Here is a 16,604-nt window from a genome sequence, read left to right on the forward strand (position 1 = left end):
CGTAACTTATAGTATAGCATACGAACCAAATGTGCGACGGTCTAACAAATATATTTTATAAGTAAATGATTTCTTCGTCTTGAAAGTAAGATAATATATGCTGATGGCAAGTAAACAGCAGCATTTGATGATGATCCGACAGCTGTCTCATAATACTCACAATATTTTTTATGCGCAAATGGTCAAAATTCACAAAGCTGTCATCGATCATTAATGGAAGATGAATTCTCTTTTGCATGCTTTCTGCCAGCGCAAACCGGATCGCCGTGTACAGTTGTTCAGCTGTTCCTTGACTCAGTTCTTCAGCCGTAAAAACAAGCCCGTCTTTCCTTTTCACTGAGAAAGAAGGCGAACCCTCCGCCAGATAAATGTTTTCGTATTCCCCAGACGTTGCTATTCGGAAAAAATATTCCATTTTATGCAACAACTTCGGCATTTTTTCATTTCGAACATAATTCGTCGTATGTTTCAGCATCTCTCTTGCCACTGCCATTGCCGCCCATTTTTTCGCAAGCTTTTTTGCTACAGAACGCTTCATTTCAAACGAATATTTCAACTCAGAATATAGACCTGATAGTTCTATTTTTCTAATCTCTATTTCTGTTTCCGCTAATTTCTTCCGGATAGAATCCTCCATTTTTTCGAGTTCTTCTTCTTTTTCCTCAAGAAATGTTTCTCGCTCTTTCAAAGCCCTCTCATTTTGATAATCGTTCATATCGCTTGATGTCAATAATCCTTTCGTTCGCAGCTGCCCTTCAATCCAGTTTAATTCGGTTTCGATTTTTTCTCTCTCTTTTTTGAGCATTCCTATTTTTCTATATTCTTCCTCGCTTGCTGCTCCGACTGACTGAAACAGCTTCTCTAATTCTCTTTCAATGCTTTGAAAGGTCAAACGAAATTTTGTTTTTTCCTCTTGAACCTCTTTTAGCTGCTTCATCAATGCCTCTTTTTGCGATCGTTTCTTTATATTTTCTTCCATTATTCTTCTCAGTTCTGAATAGCGTTTCTCAATTGAGTCGGCACGAATGTTATAATATTCACACAAAGGATCAAACTTTTTTCTAAACTGATTTAAGTTTTCTTCATACAAACGAACTTTTTCCTCTAACATTCTTTTTTCTCTTATCAGCTTTTGACAGCTTGCGATGCGTTCAAACTGCTCAAGCAATTGTGATCCTTCGGCTTCTTTCGGAAGATGAAAATGTTCATAAAACGGGAAAATTAAATGTTGCAATTGATACTTTTCATGTTCCCATTCGTCATATAACGAAAGAATCCGTTCATAAGCTTGTTCTTTACCTTTATAATTCATCTTCTCGATCTCAATTTTTTGGCGGACTTGCTGATCCTTCCATAATATTTCCTTAATATGCTTCAAACGCGACGTTCTTTCCAAGATTCGGGAATCATTTTGTTTATCAAGTTTTTTCACAAGCTGTTCATGCTCATTTTGTAAATGCTTTAACAGCTCATCATCCTGTGGACGGAAGAAAAAGAAAACAATGATGAATGGAAGAAACGCTGTTAAAAACAGCCAATTCTTATAAACAAACGAAAGAACAATGGCAAACGCAAAAACAGATAGCAAAGATACAGTGAGAATTTTCCATTTTTTTAATTTTTCCCGATTCTTTTTTTCTCTTTCATTGATTTTTGCTTTTAACTGGGCAATCTGCTCTTTTAAATAATGTTTGTCGGCCGTTTGCGCCATTTCTTGTTCTATGGCTGACTGCTCCTCTATTAATCTTTCCCTTTCAGATGGATCAAGCAGAAAAGATTCGTATTCTTTTATGCGGCGCTCACATTCTTCCAGCGAATATTGGGCACGCTCATATTGTTCATCGAGAAGCTTTTTTCTTTGAAATAATTGTTCATATTTCTTCGCAGCATCCTTTATTTTTTCCTTCATGCGAACAGATGTGTCGATTTTTTTTATAGCATTTTCATCTTGATGGCCGAAAATATAGATGAGCTCCTCATGAATCTGTCCTTCCAGCATTTGTTGTTGAACAATGAAAAGTTTTTGTTCTTCTAATTGTTTTTGGATGAGGGGAAATTGACTTTTTAATTCCTCAAATATTGTCTCGTCAGCTGGACGGCCGTCGATCTTCAAGGCTGATAAGGAATCCTCGATCCCCTTTTCTTTTTCCTGCACCCTTCCCAGCTGTTCTAAAACTTCGTCTCTTCTTGCCGAAAGCTTTTCCAGCCGAACAAACCCGTCCTCCGGGAATTGAATGCCGTCAGGAAAATCTTTTAGCAGCTGCAAGCATTCTTTCCGTCTTTCCAAAAGGGGAAGAACTGCTATTTGTTTTTCCACTTTTTTCCGTTCTGTTTTCAGCATCACCTTCTCGTTCTGGCAGTCCTTCAGCTGCTTCTCTAAGCTGTCCCTTTCTTTGATCAAAAAATTGTAAGCGCGCTGCTGTTCTTTTGCATGTTGCAGTTCTGCAAAGTCCTCCTTCAGTTCATTTAACGATCTGTTCAGCAACGGTTTTCGTCCGTTCGGTTTATACAAATCCTCCTGCTCTCTCTGCAGTTTCTCCTCTAAACGATATAACTGATCAGATCCGAATACACTTGTTAAAAATAAATATTTTCCCAGCTTCTCACGATTCAGCTCATACACTTTTTGCAGCCCGAATAAATCAAAGGAAAAAATCGCTTGATATGTTGGTCTGTCGGTTCCTTTTAAAATTTCAGCCAGCTCTTTATCCCCTCCTGTCCGTCCATCCTGGAAATAAAGAGTTACATCCCCCGCTGCGGCTCTCCCTTTTACGCGCTCCACTTTTACTGTTCCGAAATTTTCACATTCAATGATTAATGCCCCGCCGTATTTTCCGCCCGCTTTCGGTTCGAACCGTTTATCCGGATGCTGTTTAACGGGAAATCCGAACAGCATGCTATGGATAAAAGACATCAGCGTCGATTTTCCGGCTTCATTTAAACCGTAAATGACTTGTATGCCATGATCCGAAAATGAAATTTTTTTATCTGCAAATTTTCCGTAGCCATAAATATGCAGTTCTTTTATTTTCATCTTATCACCTTTTTTACGACCGCTTCCATTCTTGCTTAAACAGCTCATAATAAATCATTGTTTTCGCTTCTTTTATCAATTCTTCTTTTTCATTTTCTGTGAAAGATTGAAAGAAACGCCGAAATAAACGATTTTTATATAAAGGCTCCATCGCTTCGTCAAATTGATGAAAATGATCCAAAATTTGTTCAAAATCTTTCGAAATGTAAGAGGAGGAGAAAAAGTCGTCGCTCGGCACGATTTGATGCTGAATGGAAACAATCCAAACGAATTCGTTCTTTCCTTCTTCCTCTTCATTCAATATTTGCGCAAGCTCATCCAAATGATCCTGATCCATAAGATCCCAAAACAATGATGAAGCTCCATCTAGCATAATTGTCAAAAGAGCCGAGCCATTTCGTCTCTGCTGTTCCTTTACCGCTCGAATATGATCATATAGCTCGCCAACAGCAGCTATTTCATTTACAGAGAGCTTGATTTCATTCCAAAGTATGTCAAATACCGGCACAAATCGGTACGCGCTTTTCCCGCCTTCTGCTAATTCTACAAGATACACTCCCTTTTCTCCCGTTTCTTTTTTATGGCGGCCTTGAATATTTCCCGGATAAATAATCGGAGGGTCGGAACGATGTAAAATTTGCCGTTTATGTATATGTCCTAAAGCCCAATAATCAAAATCTTTTTCCAATAAATTTTGAATCGTAAAAGGACAATACGGCTCATGTCCTTCCGTCCCTGACGCGGTGCCGTGAAGAAGACCGATATGAAGCGGCGCTTCGCTTCTTTTTTGAAATTTATAGACAATATTTTCTGTAACCGAACGAGTTGGATAGCTGTAGCCGTAAATGTTGGCTAAAACCTTTCCGTCGCGGACAAACGGTATACATTCTACATCACGATCGGAAAAAATATGAACGTTTTCAGGCCATTGAATATGAACCCAATTACCTCCTGTATGATCATGATTTCCAAAAATAATAAAAACTTGGATGCCTTCTTCATTGAGCCGTTCAAACTGTTTCTTTAATCTCAACTGGGCTTTCAAACTGCGGTCTTCGTCATCATACAAATCTCCTGCGATCAGTATAAAATCGACTTTTTCTTTTGCCGCCAGTTCAATTACACGTTCAAATGCCGTAAAAGTACTTTCTTGAATTCTTTTAAAGATGCTTTCCGGCAAATGCTCAAGCCCTGTGAACGGACTGTCTAAATGCAAATCTGCCGTATGTATAAATGTTATGCGGCGAGTCATAGTCTCCCTCTTTTCACTTGTTTCCGGAACGTACGTTTGCTTTTCCATATTATATCATTTTAATGTGAAAAAATACATCCCGGTACCCGGGCCCCCTGCCAAAAAATTTTTTAAAAAAAGCTGAAAGGATTTTTTTTCAGGAAAAAGAAATATATTTTTTAAAAAAGGATGTTTGAAATGCCGACATATTTTTTAACTGCGTTTACAAACAAAGGAGAACTGCTTTTAAATGAAAAGTTTGAAGCAAATTCAGAACAAGAGGCAAAAGAAATCGGTTCAGAAATATTGAAGGAGCATCAATGTTTAAATACCGCGCATCGCTTAGTTACTTCTTCTGGCCGGCTTGTTTTATTTCATCGCTAAAACTTAACAGGATTGACAGTCCACAAAACAATGACAGGGGAAGTCTTTCACAACAAAAATACTGCGCGGCATAAGCCGCCCGCTATATTCATCCTGCTCCCAAAATTTTATGAGGCTAATTTAAAATATCTAAATGGATATGACGCTTTTTAGCCATTTACCCGTGTGGAAAAATTGTAGTGGGCATCTAAAATCAGTTTTTTCCTAGTCCCCTGCATTTTGTGGGGGGCATTTTTCTTTCCAAAACTGCCTCTCAAAAATTAGGATGATTTTGGTTCTGGAGCTCACTAAAATCCCGATCACAACAATGCTAATAATGGTCGCGACGACATCATGTTTAAGAACTAAATTTGAAAAAGTAATAGCTAAAAGACCGACTATTCCAATTATGATGAACATCTTATTATCTCCCATTTTGTTCACAGAGCCCCCTTCAATATCATCCCATTAATTTAAAGCTAACATGATGAAACAGATTTATCAGAGGCTGTCCAAGAAGTCCTAAAAATAAAAGCAAGTAGAGAATAGCTCGTATTTCTCTACTTGCTTTTGTATGTTTTGTCTGAAGTCTGCCGGCTACGTTTGTTGCAGGCTAATGGCGCAATCGCTTTTATGATTAAGTCTCGCGATCTCATCTATTAAAATTTGTTCTAAAGTGTTTTTAGGGAAATACGGAAATCGTTCTCCATTTTCGACGTTCCCAAGCTCTTGTTTTCTATCGGGCCCTCCTTTCAACACGACCCGATACGTTGTGGAGCGTAAAATTATCAATTTTCGCCATAAAGAGCGTTTAGCAATTTGATTTTTTCATTTGTATAATGTTTAAAGCCATCGTTATACGATTTCGGATCTTTCGGATTGGCGAAATGAGTGATTTCCCGGGAAACCGGGTCGATCAATTTGCTTGATGCCCCGCAGCCTAATCCGATAATCGTTTGCATTTCTTCCATGATGATTATATTGTATATACTCTCATAACCCTTCCGGGAATATCCGACATTTTCTAAATTTCCTAAAATATTTTTTTGCCGGTACAAATAATAAGGCTCATAATGATTTGCCTTTGTCCATTCAACCGCTTTATTCATCATTTTTTCTACTTCGCTTCGTTCAGCTACTTTATATTTTTCTTTGTTTTTTGTCATTTCCGATGCCCGCTTAAAGGAAAGCGTGTGGACAGTCAATGATTCAGGCATCAATTTGGCTGTCTCCTCAAGGGTGAACTCAAATTCTTTTAACCCTTCCCCCGGCAGTCCAATAATTAAATCCATGTTGATGTTGTTGATGCCCATTTCCCTAGCTAAATGAAATTTTTCAATCGTCTCCTCAACTGTATGATGTCTTCCGATTGCTTTCAATGTTTCCTGTATATATGATTGAGGATTAATGCTGATTCTGTCTATGTTCCATTTTTTTAAAACATTCAGCTTCTCTCTTGTAATTGTATCCGGCCTGCCGGCTTCTACTGTGATTTCCCGAATGCGATCAACATTTGGAAAAGATGTATACATTTCTTCATAAAGCATATCCATTTCTTCTGCCGTAATGCTTGTCGGTGTCCCTCCGCCGTAATAAACGGTCGTAATATTGATGCCTCGTTCTTTTAACCATTCGCCGATCATTCTCATTTCATAATGCAGACCGCCGAGAAAAGAATCAACTTTTCCTTGCTTGCCGCCAATAGCATAGGCAGGAAAGGTACAATATGCACATTTTGTCGGGCAAAAAGGAATGCCGATATAAATGCTTACTTCTTTTGTCAAATTGTAAAGATCAGGAACAACAGTTAATTGTTTTTCTACAATTTGTTCCATGATGCGAATTTTTTCATTTGATACGAGCAAATCTTCTTTTAATTGTTTATAAATTTCTTCATTTTTTCTTCCTTCAAGCTTCTTTTTATGAAAAAGCTTAGTGGGTCGGACACCTGTTAAAATCCCCCATTTTTGCGTAATTCCCGTATACTGTTGAAGAGCTGTTACATAAACATTCAATACCGCCTGCTTCATTTGTTTGAATTGTTCTTTTTCATCTGTTGCGGTAAAGCTTTTTTCTAAAAAAGCTTCATACGTTTTTCCTTCTGCTTTTAGCTCGCAAGCCAACCGAAAATCACTTTGTCTGAATTCGAAATTGAATAATGCTTCGATATCATGTTCAGAAGGTTTTAAAAAAATTTCGGCTTCTTCAAAAAACAAATTAGATATTAACTGAAGAGGCCGCATAAAACGTTCATCATTTATGCCGCTGATTTGAATGCGCATGTGATCACCTTGTCGAATAGAATAAAACTCCTTATAGTGTACTAAAGGGGATTTTTTCAGTCAATACGAAAGGGCTTGTCTAAAAAGTCCATAAAAACAGAGCGAATGGAGAAAACAATGAGTTTTTCCATTCGCTCTGTTTCCTTATTTTTGAAATTGGTTTGGGAATTTGCGGCCCATTTCAGTATGTTGTGGGCCATTGCCACAATCCCGAATTCTGTTCGGACTTTATGAAGCCCCCGTAACAGAAATCGAGTGAAACGCAAATTGCCCTTGATGTTACCGAACACACTTTCGACATCCACTTTACGCTTCGCATAAAGAGCTGCCTTTTGTTCGTCACCAAGAGCTGCTTTGGCTTTCGCTTTCATTTCTTCATAAATCGTGTTCCAATATACTCGACGATTTCCTTTGGCTTTCGTACACCCATTCTTCAACGGGCAATCCGTACAATCTTCACACTCGTACACTTTCAAATCTTGTATGTATCCAGATGCATTTTTTCTTTTTTGATAATACTTGAATACGACTTTCCGATTGTTCGGACAGATAAAGCAATCGTCTTCTTCGATGTATTTCCAGTTTTGTACTTTTGATAAATCCTTTTTAAACTTTTTACTTTGTTCCTTCAAATAGGTTTGGTATGGGGCTAATAATTCAAAACGAGGTTCTTTTTCTTCGCCAATCGCATATAAATAGTTTTCTTCACTCGCATATCCTGCATCGGCAATGACATACTTGAGTTTCTTTTCCTTCGGCATCGATTCCAATAACTTTTCCATAAATGGTTGGAAACAGCGAGTATCTCCTGGATTTTGATAAATTTCAAATCCCACGATAAATTGATGTTGTGTGGCGAGTTGAACATTATAACCCGCCTTGAGTTGGCCGTTTTTCATATGGTCCTCTTTCATTCGCATAAAAGTGGCCTCATGGTCGGTTTTCGAGTAGCTATTTCGTTCACCTAGAATCTGTTTTTGTACTTTGTATTTTCGTAATCGTGGAAGATAATCCGTTTGAATCGTTTTCAGTTGTTTGGTGAGTTGGGATTTTTTAGAGCGAAGTTCTTTTTTTCTTTCTTTGTCTTCTTCCTGTTTATAATCTTTTTCCAAAGCTTCTATTCTCTCAGAAAGTTGTGCCGATGATTTTTCTAATTCTTCTTCTAATTGTTCTTCTTTTAATTCCTCCAAGGCGATTTGGTGCGCTTCTTGTAGAAACGATTGAATTTTGGCTCGTAGTTTCTGATCATATTTTTCTACGGATTTTCGCCATACAAACGTATATTTGTTGGCATTCGCTTCTATTTTCGTACCATCCACAAAAATATGGTCGAGGTCGATAAGTCCTTGTTCTACTAGTTGAAGGACAAATTGTTCAAATACAGAATCCATCATGTTTGACATACGAACACTACGAAAATCATTTATTGTGCGATGGTCAGGGGTTTGCAATCCCGCCAACCACATCATCGGAAGATTTTCTTTCACCATTTGCGCTATTTTCCGACTTGAATAAACATTTTGAGTGTACGCATATAAAATCACTTTCAATAACATTTTAGGGTGATAGGGTGCACGACCCCCACCAACATAATGAGTATACAACACTTCATCCGGAATCGATTCCACCATTTCATCCACTAAACGGGCGACATGATTTTCAGGAATATACATTTCGATATCTAAAATGCTCATGACTTGACGATTGCAATAAGGTTGGAAAACTAGTTTTTTGCGTTTCTTATTCTTTTGAACCTCTATTTTTTGAATACCCTCTAGAGTCATTTCTAATTGCGTGTTATAATTTTCTTGAATAGTCATTTGATTATTCATAAGAAATCGTCCTTTCTGTAGAATGTTTTTTGGTCAATTTCATTCTATAAAAAAGGACGATTTTTTTGTACCCTAAAAACAGAAAAAAGGGCTGAGCCCAAGGTCGATTCAATCGACTTTTCGGACAGCCCCTTATCTGTTTTTAATTTTATTTAAAAATTTAATTGGGTATTGTTTTCGGAAATGCTCTTTTACCATATATGAAACACCTTGTTCATCATTCGACCTCGTGATCCAGTCTGCTGCCCGTTTTACTTCAAACGGAGCATTCCCCATCGCAACCCCCAAACCTGCCTGCTGGATCATATCCAAGTCGTCAAGGCCGTCGCCGATTGCGACCATTTCATCCAGCTTAATGCCTAAATGATTGCCAAGTACCTGCAAGCCATTCAGTTTAGATATTCCCTTTGGAACAATTTCAATTTTTCCGTCATGAATCTCGATCACATCTACATCATAAAAAGAATCAAGTATCGTTTTTTCCGCCTCTTTCAATTCCTCCTTCGTATCAAAATATACATCAATTTTTGGGGCAGCTACTGGCTCATCAATTAACGCATCAGCAAGAGATTCTACAAATTGAATTGGATAAAAAAGCGGATCTGACGAATTCAATAGCATTTTGCTTACAAGATTTGAAGAGATTTTTTTCCGGTTGCCGATCGAAAAACGCTCATGAATGATTCGAATATTACAATTAAAATATTCGAGCACTTGCACAATATTAAATGTTTTTTCTTCTGAAATTCGCTTCACATAAAGAGGTTCATCTAAACGGTTTCCGATGAACGCTCCCCCATGAGTAATTAAGTGGCTGTCTATTTTGAGCGCCTTTGCAACTTTTTTTGCCGATTGAAAATGGCGGTTCGTCACCAAAGTAATATATACATCCTTTTTTTGAACAAATTCTATCGCATCCTTCGTAGAATGCTGAAGGCGTCCATTTGAACGGAGGAGCGTTCCGTCGATATTTAAGGCAAGCAAGCGGTAGAGCATGTGTTGTCCCCCTTCTCTTGTTGTTAAATTCTATTATGAAAATATGTCCTTGTGAGACAAATTAGAACTTTTGTGTACTAAAGGAAGGGGAAACATTATGACACCGATTCATATTGAACAGAAAACATTTCATTTAGTACTAGGGCAACAGCGCCAATGACCGTCGCTTGATCTCCCAGCTTTGACAACACAATTTCTGTTTTTTTCGCTTGCTCTGTCAAAGCTCTTTGTTCAACCACTTCTTGAATCGGAGTTAAAATAAAATTCTTTGCCTTTGCTAATCCGCCCCCAATAATAATACGCTCTGGATTGAATAAATGGATAATGTTCATGATGGCAATTCCTAAATACCTGCCAGTCTCCTCTAAAATGTCTTTAGCAAGCAGGTCTCCTTCTAATGCAGCCTCATAAATCAGTTCTCCGTTCACATTTTCTATCATTCCGTTTGTCCGTTCTATTAATTTCGTTTTATACCCAAGGGATATTTTGTTTAATGTACGCTGTTTTATCCCTTCAGACCCAACAAGCGCCTCTAAACATCCGTCTTTCCCACACGAACATTTCAAACCGCTGCTTTCTATAAACATATGGCCGATTTCACCCGCTAGTCCGTTCGTTCCATGAAACAGCTTCTTATTTAAAATCAAACCTGCCCCAACTCCATGACTGATCTTAATGCATACAAGATTGCTAATTCCCACCCCGCTGCCAAACCAGTTTTCGCCTATTGCCATGGCACGAACATCATTTTCAATTTTGACAGGAAGACGAAATTCTTTTTCAAGCTCTTTTTTTAACGGTACATTTCGATGCTGCAATTGGGGAGCAAAACCGCTTGAACCTTCATCTGCGTCAATCCTGCCATGAATACCGATGCCAATTCCTACAAATTTTTTTAATTCTATACAAGCTTCATCCATCATAATGTAAAGCTGTTTGGCAATCATTTGGAACAAACGTGAACTCGTCATCTCTTCTTTCATGGTGATTGTTTTATATAAAAGTGTTTGAGCGTTTAAATCCGTGATGGCAAATCGGATTTCCCTCGGGCTGATATCAATACCGAAAACATAAAAATTTGATGAGTTGATTTTCAACAAAATGGGTTTTCTTCCCCCGCTGGAAGATCCGGTCTGCCACTCTTTTACCAATCCTTCTTCCAACAATTCATTTACAATATTTGTGACTGTTGGAGGTGTTAATTTTGTTTCTTTCGCAATGTCAGATCTTGAAATCGATCCGTGTGTCCGAATTGTATTAAGAATTAAAGATTTATTCAATGATTTCATTAATTGGAAACTGCCGACAATTTTTTCATCTTTCATGACAACCACCCCGAAATATACAGAGGCTCGTAATGTAAACCCTTACATTTTAGTATCTCAATGAATCAAGGTTTTCGCAAGTAATATTTTATTAGAAATTCCTACAGCTCGACGCTGAAAGAGGTAATGAATAGAGTATGAAAGGGGATTTCTCCCCTTTCATGTTTCATAATTTATTTTTCTAAATAATGGATTTCAGAAATTTTAACAGCTGTTTTTCCTCCAGGTATGTCTAAATCAATCGAATTTCCTCTCATTTCAAGCAGCAGCTGATTACCGATGGGAGATAAAAATGAAATTTTCCCTTGGTCAGGATCAGCTTCTTCAGGAAAACAGATTGTATATGTTTCTTCATCCTCTTCTTCCAAATATACAATTTTCACTGTCGCCCCAATAAAAACTTTTGTGAAAATATCTTCATCTTCTTGATTAAAAAGCTGTTCCAATTCCCTTACATATTGCAAAAACTTTTTTTGATTATTCATATAAAATCGGCCGATTGGAGAAGTTCTGTCATTTTGTTGTTTCTGAAAAAGCGTTAATTGTTCTCGCAATGCCGTTTTTAAGCTGGATAGCGTACTATGGCTCATAAAATATGCCACCTCCTTTTTCTTTAATAAAAAAATGGAAAATGAGTCTTTGATTCATGATCTGTTCCCTCCAATTTTGAAAATGAAAAAAGAGATGCACAAAAAGTACATCTCACTCTAGACTACCAAATATTTTACTTTTTTCAATAAAATCCTTGATTTGATATTCTTTTCTTTTACTATTCACTTTTTTTATAAAGCTCATCAAGCGGCTCCAAAATAATGCTGGTTATCCTCTGTAAAAGCATATTCATGCTTTCCTCTGCTTTCAACAATGCAGCAATCTTGCCGTTTTGCTGTACTAATTGAACGCATTTTTCTGCATGAATAATTTCTTCTTCAGTAATTTCTTTTCCGGTTACTTGTTTTTCATGCAGGTTTAATTGAGTGCTGCGAAAGTTCTGGAAAATGTTTTTCGCTGATTCATCGTGTTGGACATCATCATACAATTTTTTTAATTGAATATATTCCTTGCTTTGTTCTAATGCTTTTTTCAAATCGTACGCGGAATTATATAAAATATTAGACACTCCTAATCCCTCCTCGCTCCGCGAGCCCTTTTAGCTAATATAAAGGATGACAAGGCCGCCTGTCAAAAAAGTTTTAAAATTCCCTTACACCCTGAGGAATTTTTTAGAAGTTCGGGAAGCTACGGTTTCATTTCATGAAGAGGAGAGTTATTAATTGTGCCGATTCTCCTTAGCTTTACGTCAACATCCACATGAACCGGTATATCTTTAAAATGAGAGTGCCAATCTTTTTTAACTTTATGCCAAATCGACGGATGGCTGCGATGAAGGGCTTCTCCAAATCCAAAAATATCTACTTCATATTTTTTCTGGGAAGCTTGAATAGCTGTCAGAATATCTTTTTTAACCTTTTCCTCAGCTTTTTTCTGCAAAAGGTTTATCGTTTCTATTTTCTCCAAATCCATTCGTTCGCATTGAACCTCGGCTACCGCCCCATCTATATGCAGCTGAACGGTGCCTTTAAACTGATGACCGTCAACTTTTGTTTGAATCTTGCTGTTTGTTCGGATCGTTTCAATTGCCACCTTCTTCTCTTTGCATGGCACATTAATGACTGCTCTTTGCACTTTTCCTAATGCATAATGGAGACCATTGCTTTCCTTCTCCGTTAACCAGTCAACTAACTTATCTTTCCTCATGATAGCTACACTACCAAATTTGAGATACGCATCAGCTTTTGTTTTTTCAACATTTTCTATTTTTTCTCCAGCTTCAGGATTGCCTATTATTTCTACACCTATCACATGAGGTTCAATGCCTTTATAAACTAACTCGTTGACAAATTGATTGATTTCTATTGTTTCGATAGGCCCCCATGATTTTTCAGATAACTTTAATGAAGAACTTAATTTATGTGCGGGAATTGTCTCCAGCTGGCTAAGTACTTTTAAAATGTTTTCAGCTCTAGTGTTTTTAGCGATAGAGAGATAAAAATCTGTCCGAAATTCTTTCCCCCTTACTACATAATCAATAATTTCCCCCATTCCTTCTTTTGCTAAATCCTCTCCAATAATCAACATGCGGAGATGACTTGAATAAACGGCTCTTGGCGAGAAAGTTGTCACTTTTCTCATCGCCTCAGACAATGTACGCGCTTTCGACTGGAATGTTCTAACAGGAGCTTTTGTTATTCCCCCTTGTTTTACAGTTGCTACCTGTCCCGGGTTGATCACTTGTATCGTTACAAGTAATTCATCATCTACTTTGTCTATTCCTAATGCTGAAACGATTGCGATGTCATTTAACTCCCTCCGATCCCAGCAGCCTGCCAGCAACATGATGGACGCCAATATGAATAAAAGACTTGTCAACCGCTTATTCATCTATTTCCCCTCACATGACGCTGACGTTTTTTCATTAGAGCTGTACCCAACAGGATGAGAGGAAAAAGAAACCCGATCGTTAAAGAGTACAAAGGCCAAATATTATGTACAAACTCAAAAAAGTGAACGATGTTCGGATGGAAGGCGATCGCATACACAATCAGCATCATAGAAATAGGAAGAGTAATCGAACGATAATCTTTTATTTTAAATAGTTGAGAGAGACCTAAAACAAAAGCATAAAAACTGATGGTTAGCTTATAAAAAATAGATAAAAACCAAATTCCCGCCATAATAACCTCTACGCGTTGAAAAAATTTTCCTATTTCAATTTTTCTTGCCAGGGCGTAGCTCGGATATATTTGTCTGGCTGTATTTTCGACACCTAAAACAAGAATAGAAAACATGACAACAAATGTAAGCAGGATTCCTCCAATTATAACGCCTACTAAAAATCCTTTTTCTGCTCCTTTTTGATGATTGACAAAGGGAGCAATCATTAAAAAAACGATTAATTCTAAATTCGACAGACTAATAAAATGATAAAACCCAAATAAAATCGGTTTCATTCCTTCTCCCAATATCGGTTGCAGGTTTCCTATTTTGATTTGAGGCAAAATCGCGATGAAATAGATTGCTAAAAGGATGAATAGCCATAATGAAATGATTTCTGAAGAACGTCCAATCACTTCTAATCCTAAAAGGGTTGCCATAACAACGACTCCCATAAAAACAATATGGATAGCATCGATCGGTGTATCAGGCATCATTTGAGTAGTTGTAAAGTCGCCGATTTCCCTGAGCAATGCACCCGATAAAATAAAAGCATACATGAGAAATAATGCAACCGCGAATTTTCCAATCCATTTTCCGAGCAAAAGCTCGCATATTTCTACAAGAGTCATATTTGGAAAAATTGAATATATTTTAATGTACATAAGCACTAAAAGAATGGAGATGATGACCGTAAAAATGGTTGCTATCCAAGCATCCTGTTTCGCATCATTCACTAATGCAGTAGGAGCAACGAGAATTGAACTTCCAATCGTAAATAATAAAACTAACATTTTATATTGATTTGCTGTTATTTTCCCGTTGTCTAACATACCTTCACCAACCTCTTATTGAAATATTTTGTTCACTGCTTCGCTTAGCGGCTGGTAGATCCATGTGAGCAATTCAATCGGATTTGGAATAGGAAAATTAATGCATCTGGCAATACTTAATCCTGTTCCTAGAAAAAGAAAAATGATAAACACAATAAAATCCTTCCAGAGCTTATGTTTTAATAGCAGCAGAGCTTCGATTATAAAAATACATGCAGAAACGAAAAGAATGCCGATTATGTTCCACATTCATTTAATACCCCTTTAGGTAATCTATTTCTTCTTTCGTTGATTTTCGTTTTGAAAAAGTGATTTCTCTCTTTTCGTATTTTGCTGTGAACTAAAAACTCGTGGTCGAAAAATAAGCAGACGGCGGGGCAGACGAATAAAAACGTCCTTTTGATCTGCCAGCGTAAACGGAGCCATTGGACTTAAATAAGGGACGCCAAATGAACGAAGACTGCTCAAATGAAGAACTAGCGCCACCAATCCAAGGATAATTCCGAACAAACCGAAAGATGCGGCAAGCCCCATAAAAACAAATCGTAACATCCGCACGGTGATCGCTAGGTCATACGAGCTGACCATAAAACTTGAGATAGCTGTAAATGCTACAACAATTACCATTGCGGCGGAAACAATTCCCGCGTCTACTGCTGCCGTCCCGACAACTAATGTTCCAACAATTGAAACGGCTTGTCCGATAGCTCTTGGCATTCGAAGTCCTGCTTCCCTTAAAATTTCAAGCATAATTTCCATTAGAAATGCTTCAATAAATGCGGGAAACGGAACGCCTTCCCTTTGGGCGGCAAGACTGATCAAAAGCTGTGTCGGCAGCATTTCCTGATGAAAAGTTGTAATAGCAACATAAAGAGACGGTGCAAGGAGCGCAGTGAAAAAACCGAAAAAACGGAGAAAACGAATTAATGAACTTATATCTGCGCGTTGATAATAATCTTCAGGGGATTGCAGAAATTGCACAAAAATTGACGGTACAGTTAAAACGAAAGGAGTGCCGTCCACTAAAATGGCTACGCGGCCTTCAAGAAGATGTCCTGCCACGATATCAGGACGTTCCGTATTATAAATAGTTGGAAATGGCGTGTATGAGTCATCTTGAATCAGCTCTTCGATATAACCGCTCTCTAATATTCCATCAATATCAATTTGTTCAATTCTGCTTCTGACCTCCTGCACCACTTCTTCTCTCACAATCCCTTTAATATACATAATGCTGACTTCCGTTTTTGTTACTTTTCCGACTTTTTTTGATTCAATCCATAAACGATGGTCTTTTATCTTTCTGCGAATAAGGGAAGTATTGACACGCAAATTTTCCGTAAATCCTTCCCGAGGACCGCGAATAGTTGTTTCAGTTGTTGTCTCTTGGACTCCCCTCTCCTTTCCGCCTTTCATTTCAACGGCAAAGCCTTGTTCGTATCCATCGAATAATAAAACAACTTTTCCAGACAGAACAGCATTCGTGATAACGTTGAAATCATGCACATCTTCAATCGAACCGACGGTCAAGACCATTTCTTTTATATAATTGAGCAGCGTCAAACCTGCCAGATCTTTCAGATCCACTTCATTTCTTCTCAATTCAAACATTAACGATTCCATAACAAAATTATGATTCGCTTCACTGTTAATCAAACCGTCCGTATAAATAATCCCGACGCGGATTTCCCCTTGTCTTCCTATTCTTATTTCCCTTGTAACAATGTCGCTGCTGTTGCCAAATGCTTCTCTAATTTTTTTTAAGTTTTCATGCAAGCTGCGTTTGATCGTTTCTTTGCTTTGCGGTTGCTCGCTGCTATCTTGCTTTTCCTTGTCTGCTAATAGCTGTTCAAATGACTTTTTATCGATCGATTTCTTAAAAAATTTTAAAAAACTCATGCCGAATCCCCCTAACGTTTTTGAACCTTTTACTTGTAAAGTGCCCAATTGTTCTTTTAATATGTAAAAAATCCCATGAAGCAGGCGGTTTGCC

13 protein-coding genes are annotated in these 16,604 nt (G+C 37.7%); 1 reads left to right on the forward strand and 12 read right to left on the reverse strand.

All coding sequences use genetic code 11. The features are described 5' to 3' along the window. Window positions 1–55: 55 nt before the first annotated feature. Window positions 56–3,034 carry an ATP-binding protein gene (locus NST97_RS08555; protein WP_339197151.1) on the reverse strand — a complete coding sequence of 993 codons (2,979 nt, stop codon included), beginning with the start codon at window positions 3,032–3,034 and terminating at the stop codon, window positions 56–58. Between the two features lie 13 nt (window positions 3,035–3,047). Further along, the gene (locus NST97_RS08560; RefSeq protein ID WP_327856399.1) at window positions 3,048–4,286 is read right to left on the reverse strand and encodes a metallophosphoesterase family protein; all 1,239 of its coding nucleotides are present in this window, start codon (window positions 4,284–4,286) and stop codon (window positions 3,048–3,050) included. A gap of 177 nt (window positions 4,287–4,463) precedes the next feature. Between NST97_RS08560 and NST97_RS08565 the strand changes: the two genes are divergently transcribed. Next, entirely contained in the window at window positions 4,464–4,649 is a 186-nt protein-coding gene (locus NST97_RS08565; protein WP_066248936.1) for a YhzD family protein, read from the forward strand. Window positions 4,650–5,416: 767 nt separating this feature from the next. Here NST97_RS08565 and NST97_RS08570 read toward each other — a convergent pair. The 10 genes from NST97_RS08570 to NST97_RS08615 all read right to left on the reverse strand — a co-directional run bounded on the left by NST97_RS08570 (window position 5,417) and on the right by NST97_RS08615 (window position 16,510). Then, entirely contained in the window at window positions 5,417–6,910 is a 1,494-nt protein-coding gene (locus tag NST97_RS08570; protein WP_130158840.1) for a coproporphyrinogen III oxidase, read from the reverse strand. A gap of 56 nt (window positions 6,911–6,966) precedes the next feature. Further along, on the reverse strand, window positions 6,967–8,742 hold the full coding sequence (locus tag NST97_RS08575) for an IS1182 family transposase (protein WP_341343112.1): 1,776 nt from the start codon (window positions 8,740–8,742) through the stop codon (window positions 6,967–6,969). Window positions 8,743–8,874: 132 nt separating this feature from the next. Continuing rightward, window positions 8,875–9,738, reverse strand: coding sequence for a Cof-type HAD-IIB family hydrolase (locus NST97_RS08580; protein WP_094244621.1), 864 nt, complete (start codon window positions 9,736–9,738; stop codon window positions 8,875–8,877). Between the two features lie 95 nt (window positions 9,739–9,833). After that, window positions 9,834–11,063: an ROK family transcriptional regulator gene (locus NST97_RS08585; RefSeq protein ID WP_130158842.1), complete on the reverse strand. Its 1,230-nt coding sequence runs from the start codon at window positions 11,061–11,063 to the stop codon at window positions 9,834–9,836. Window positions 11,064–11,236: 173 nt separating this feature from the next. Then, window positions 11,237–11,653 carry a GreA/GreB family elongation factor gene (locus NST97_RS08590; RefSeq protein WP_063387297.1) on the reverse strand — a complete coding sequence of 139 codons (417 nt, stop codon included), beginning with the start codon at window positions 11,651–11,653 and terminating at the stop codon, window positions 11,237–11,239. A gap of 179 nt (window positions 11,654–11,832) precedes the next feature. Continuing rightward, window positions 11,833–12,183 carry a YlbF family regulator gene (locus NST97_RS08595; protein ID WP_340734145.1) on the reverse strand — a complete coding sequence of 117 codons (351 nt, stop codon included), beginning with the start codon at window positions 12,181–12,183 and terminating at the stop codon, window positions 11,833–11,835. A gap of 119 nt (window positions 12,184–12,302) precedes the next feature. Next, window positions 12,303–13,505, reverse strand: a complete 1,203-nt coding sequence (locus NST97_RS08600; protein WP_311066422.1) for a Ger(x)C family spore germination protein — start codon at window positions 13,503–13,505, stop codon at window positions 12,303–12,305. Continuing rightward, window positions 13,502–14,611 (reverse strand): GerAB/ArcD/ProY family transporter, encoded by a 1,110-nt coding sequence (locus tag NST97_RS08605; RefSeq protein WP_340734146.1) that lies wholly within the window; start codon window positions 14,609–14,611, stop codon window positions 13,502–13,504. The genes NST97_RS08600 and NST97_RS08605 overlap by 4 nt, the downstream gene beginning before the upstream one ends. 15 nt (window positions 14,612–14,626) lie before the next feature. Further along, complete coding sequence (locus NST97_RS08610; protein ID WP_066248956.1) at window positions 14,627–14,860, reverse strand: hypothetical protein; 234 nt, start codon at window positions 14,858–14,860, stop codon at window positions 14,627–14,629. Window positions 14,861–14,884: 24 nt separating this feature from the next. Continuing rightward, window positions 14,885–16,510, reverse strand: coding sequence for a spore germination protein (locus NST97_RS08615; RefSeq protein WP_130158436.1), 1,626 nt, complete (start codon window positions 16,508–16,510; stop codon window positions 14,885–14,887). Window positions 16,511–16,604: the final 94 nt, after the last annotated feature.

Source organism: Aeribacillus sp. FSL K6-1305 (assembly GCF_038050115.1).
Classification (GTDB): domain Bacteria; phylum Bacillota; class Bacilli; order Bacillales; family Aeribacillaceae; genus Aeribacillus; species Aeribacillus composti.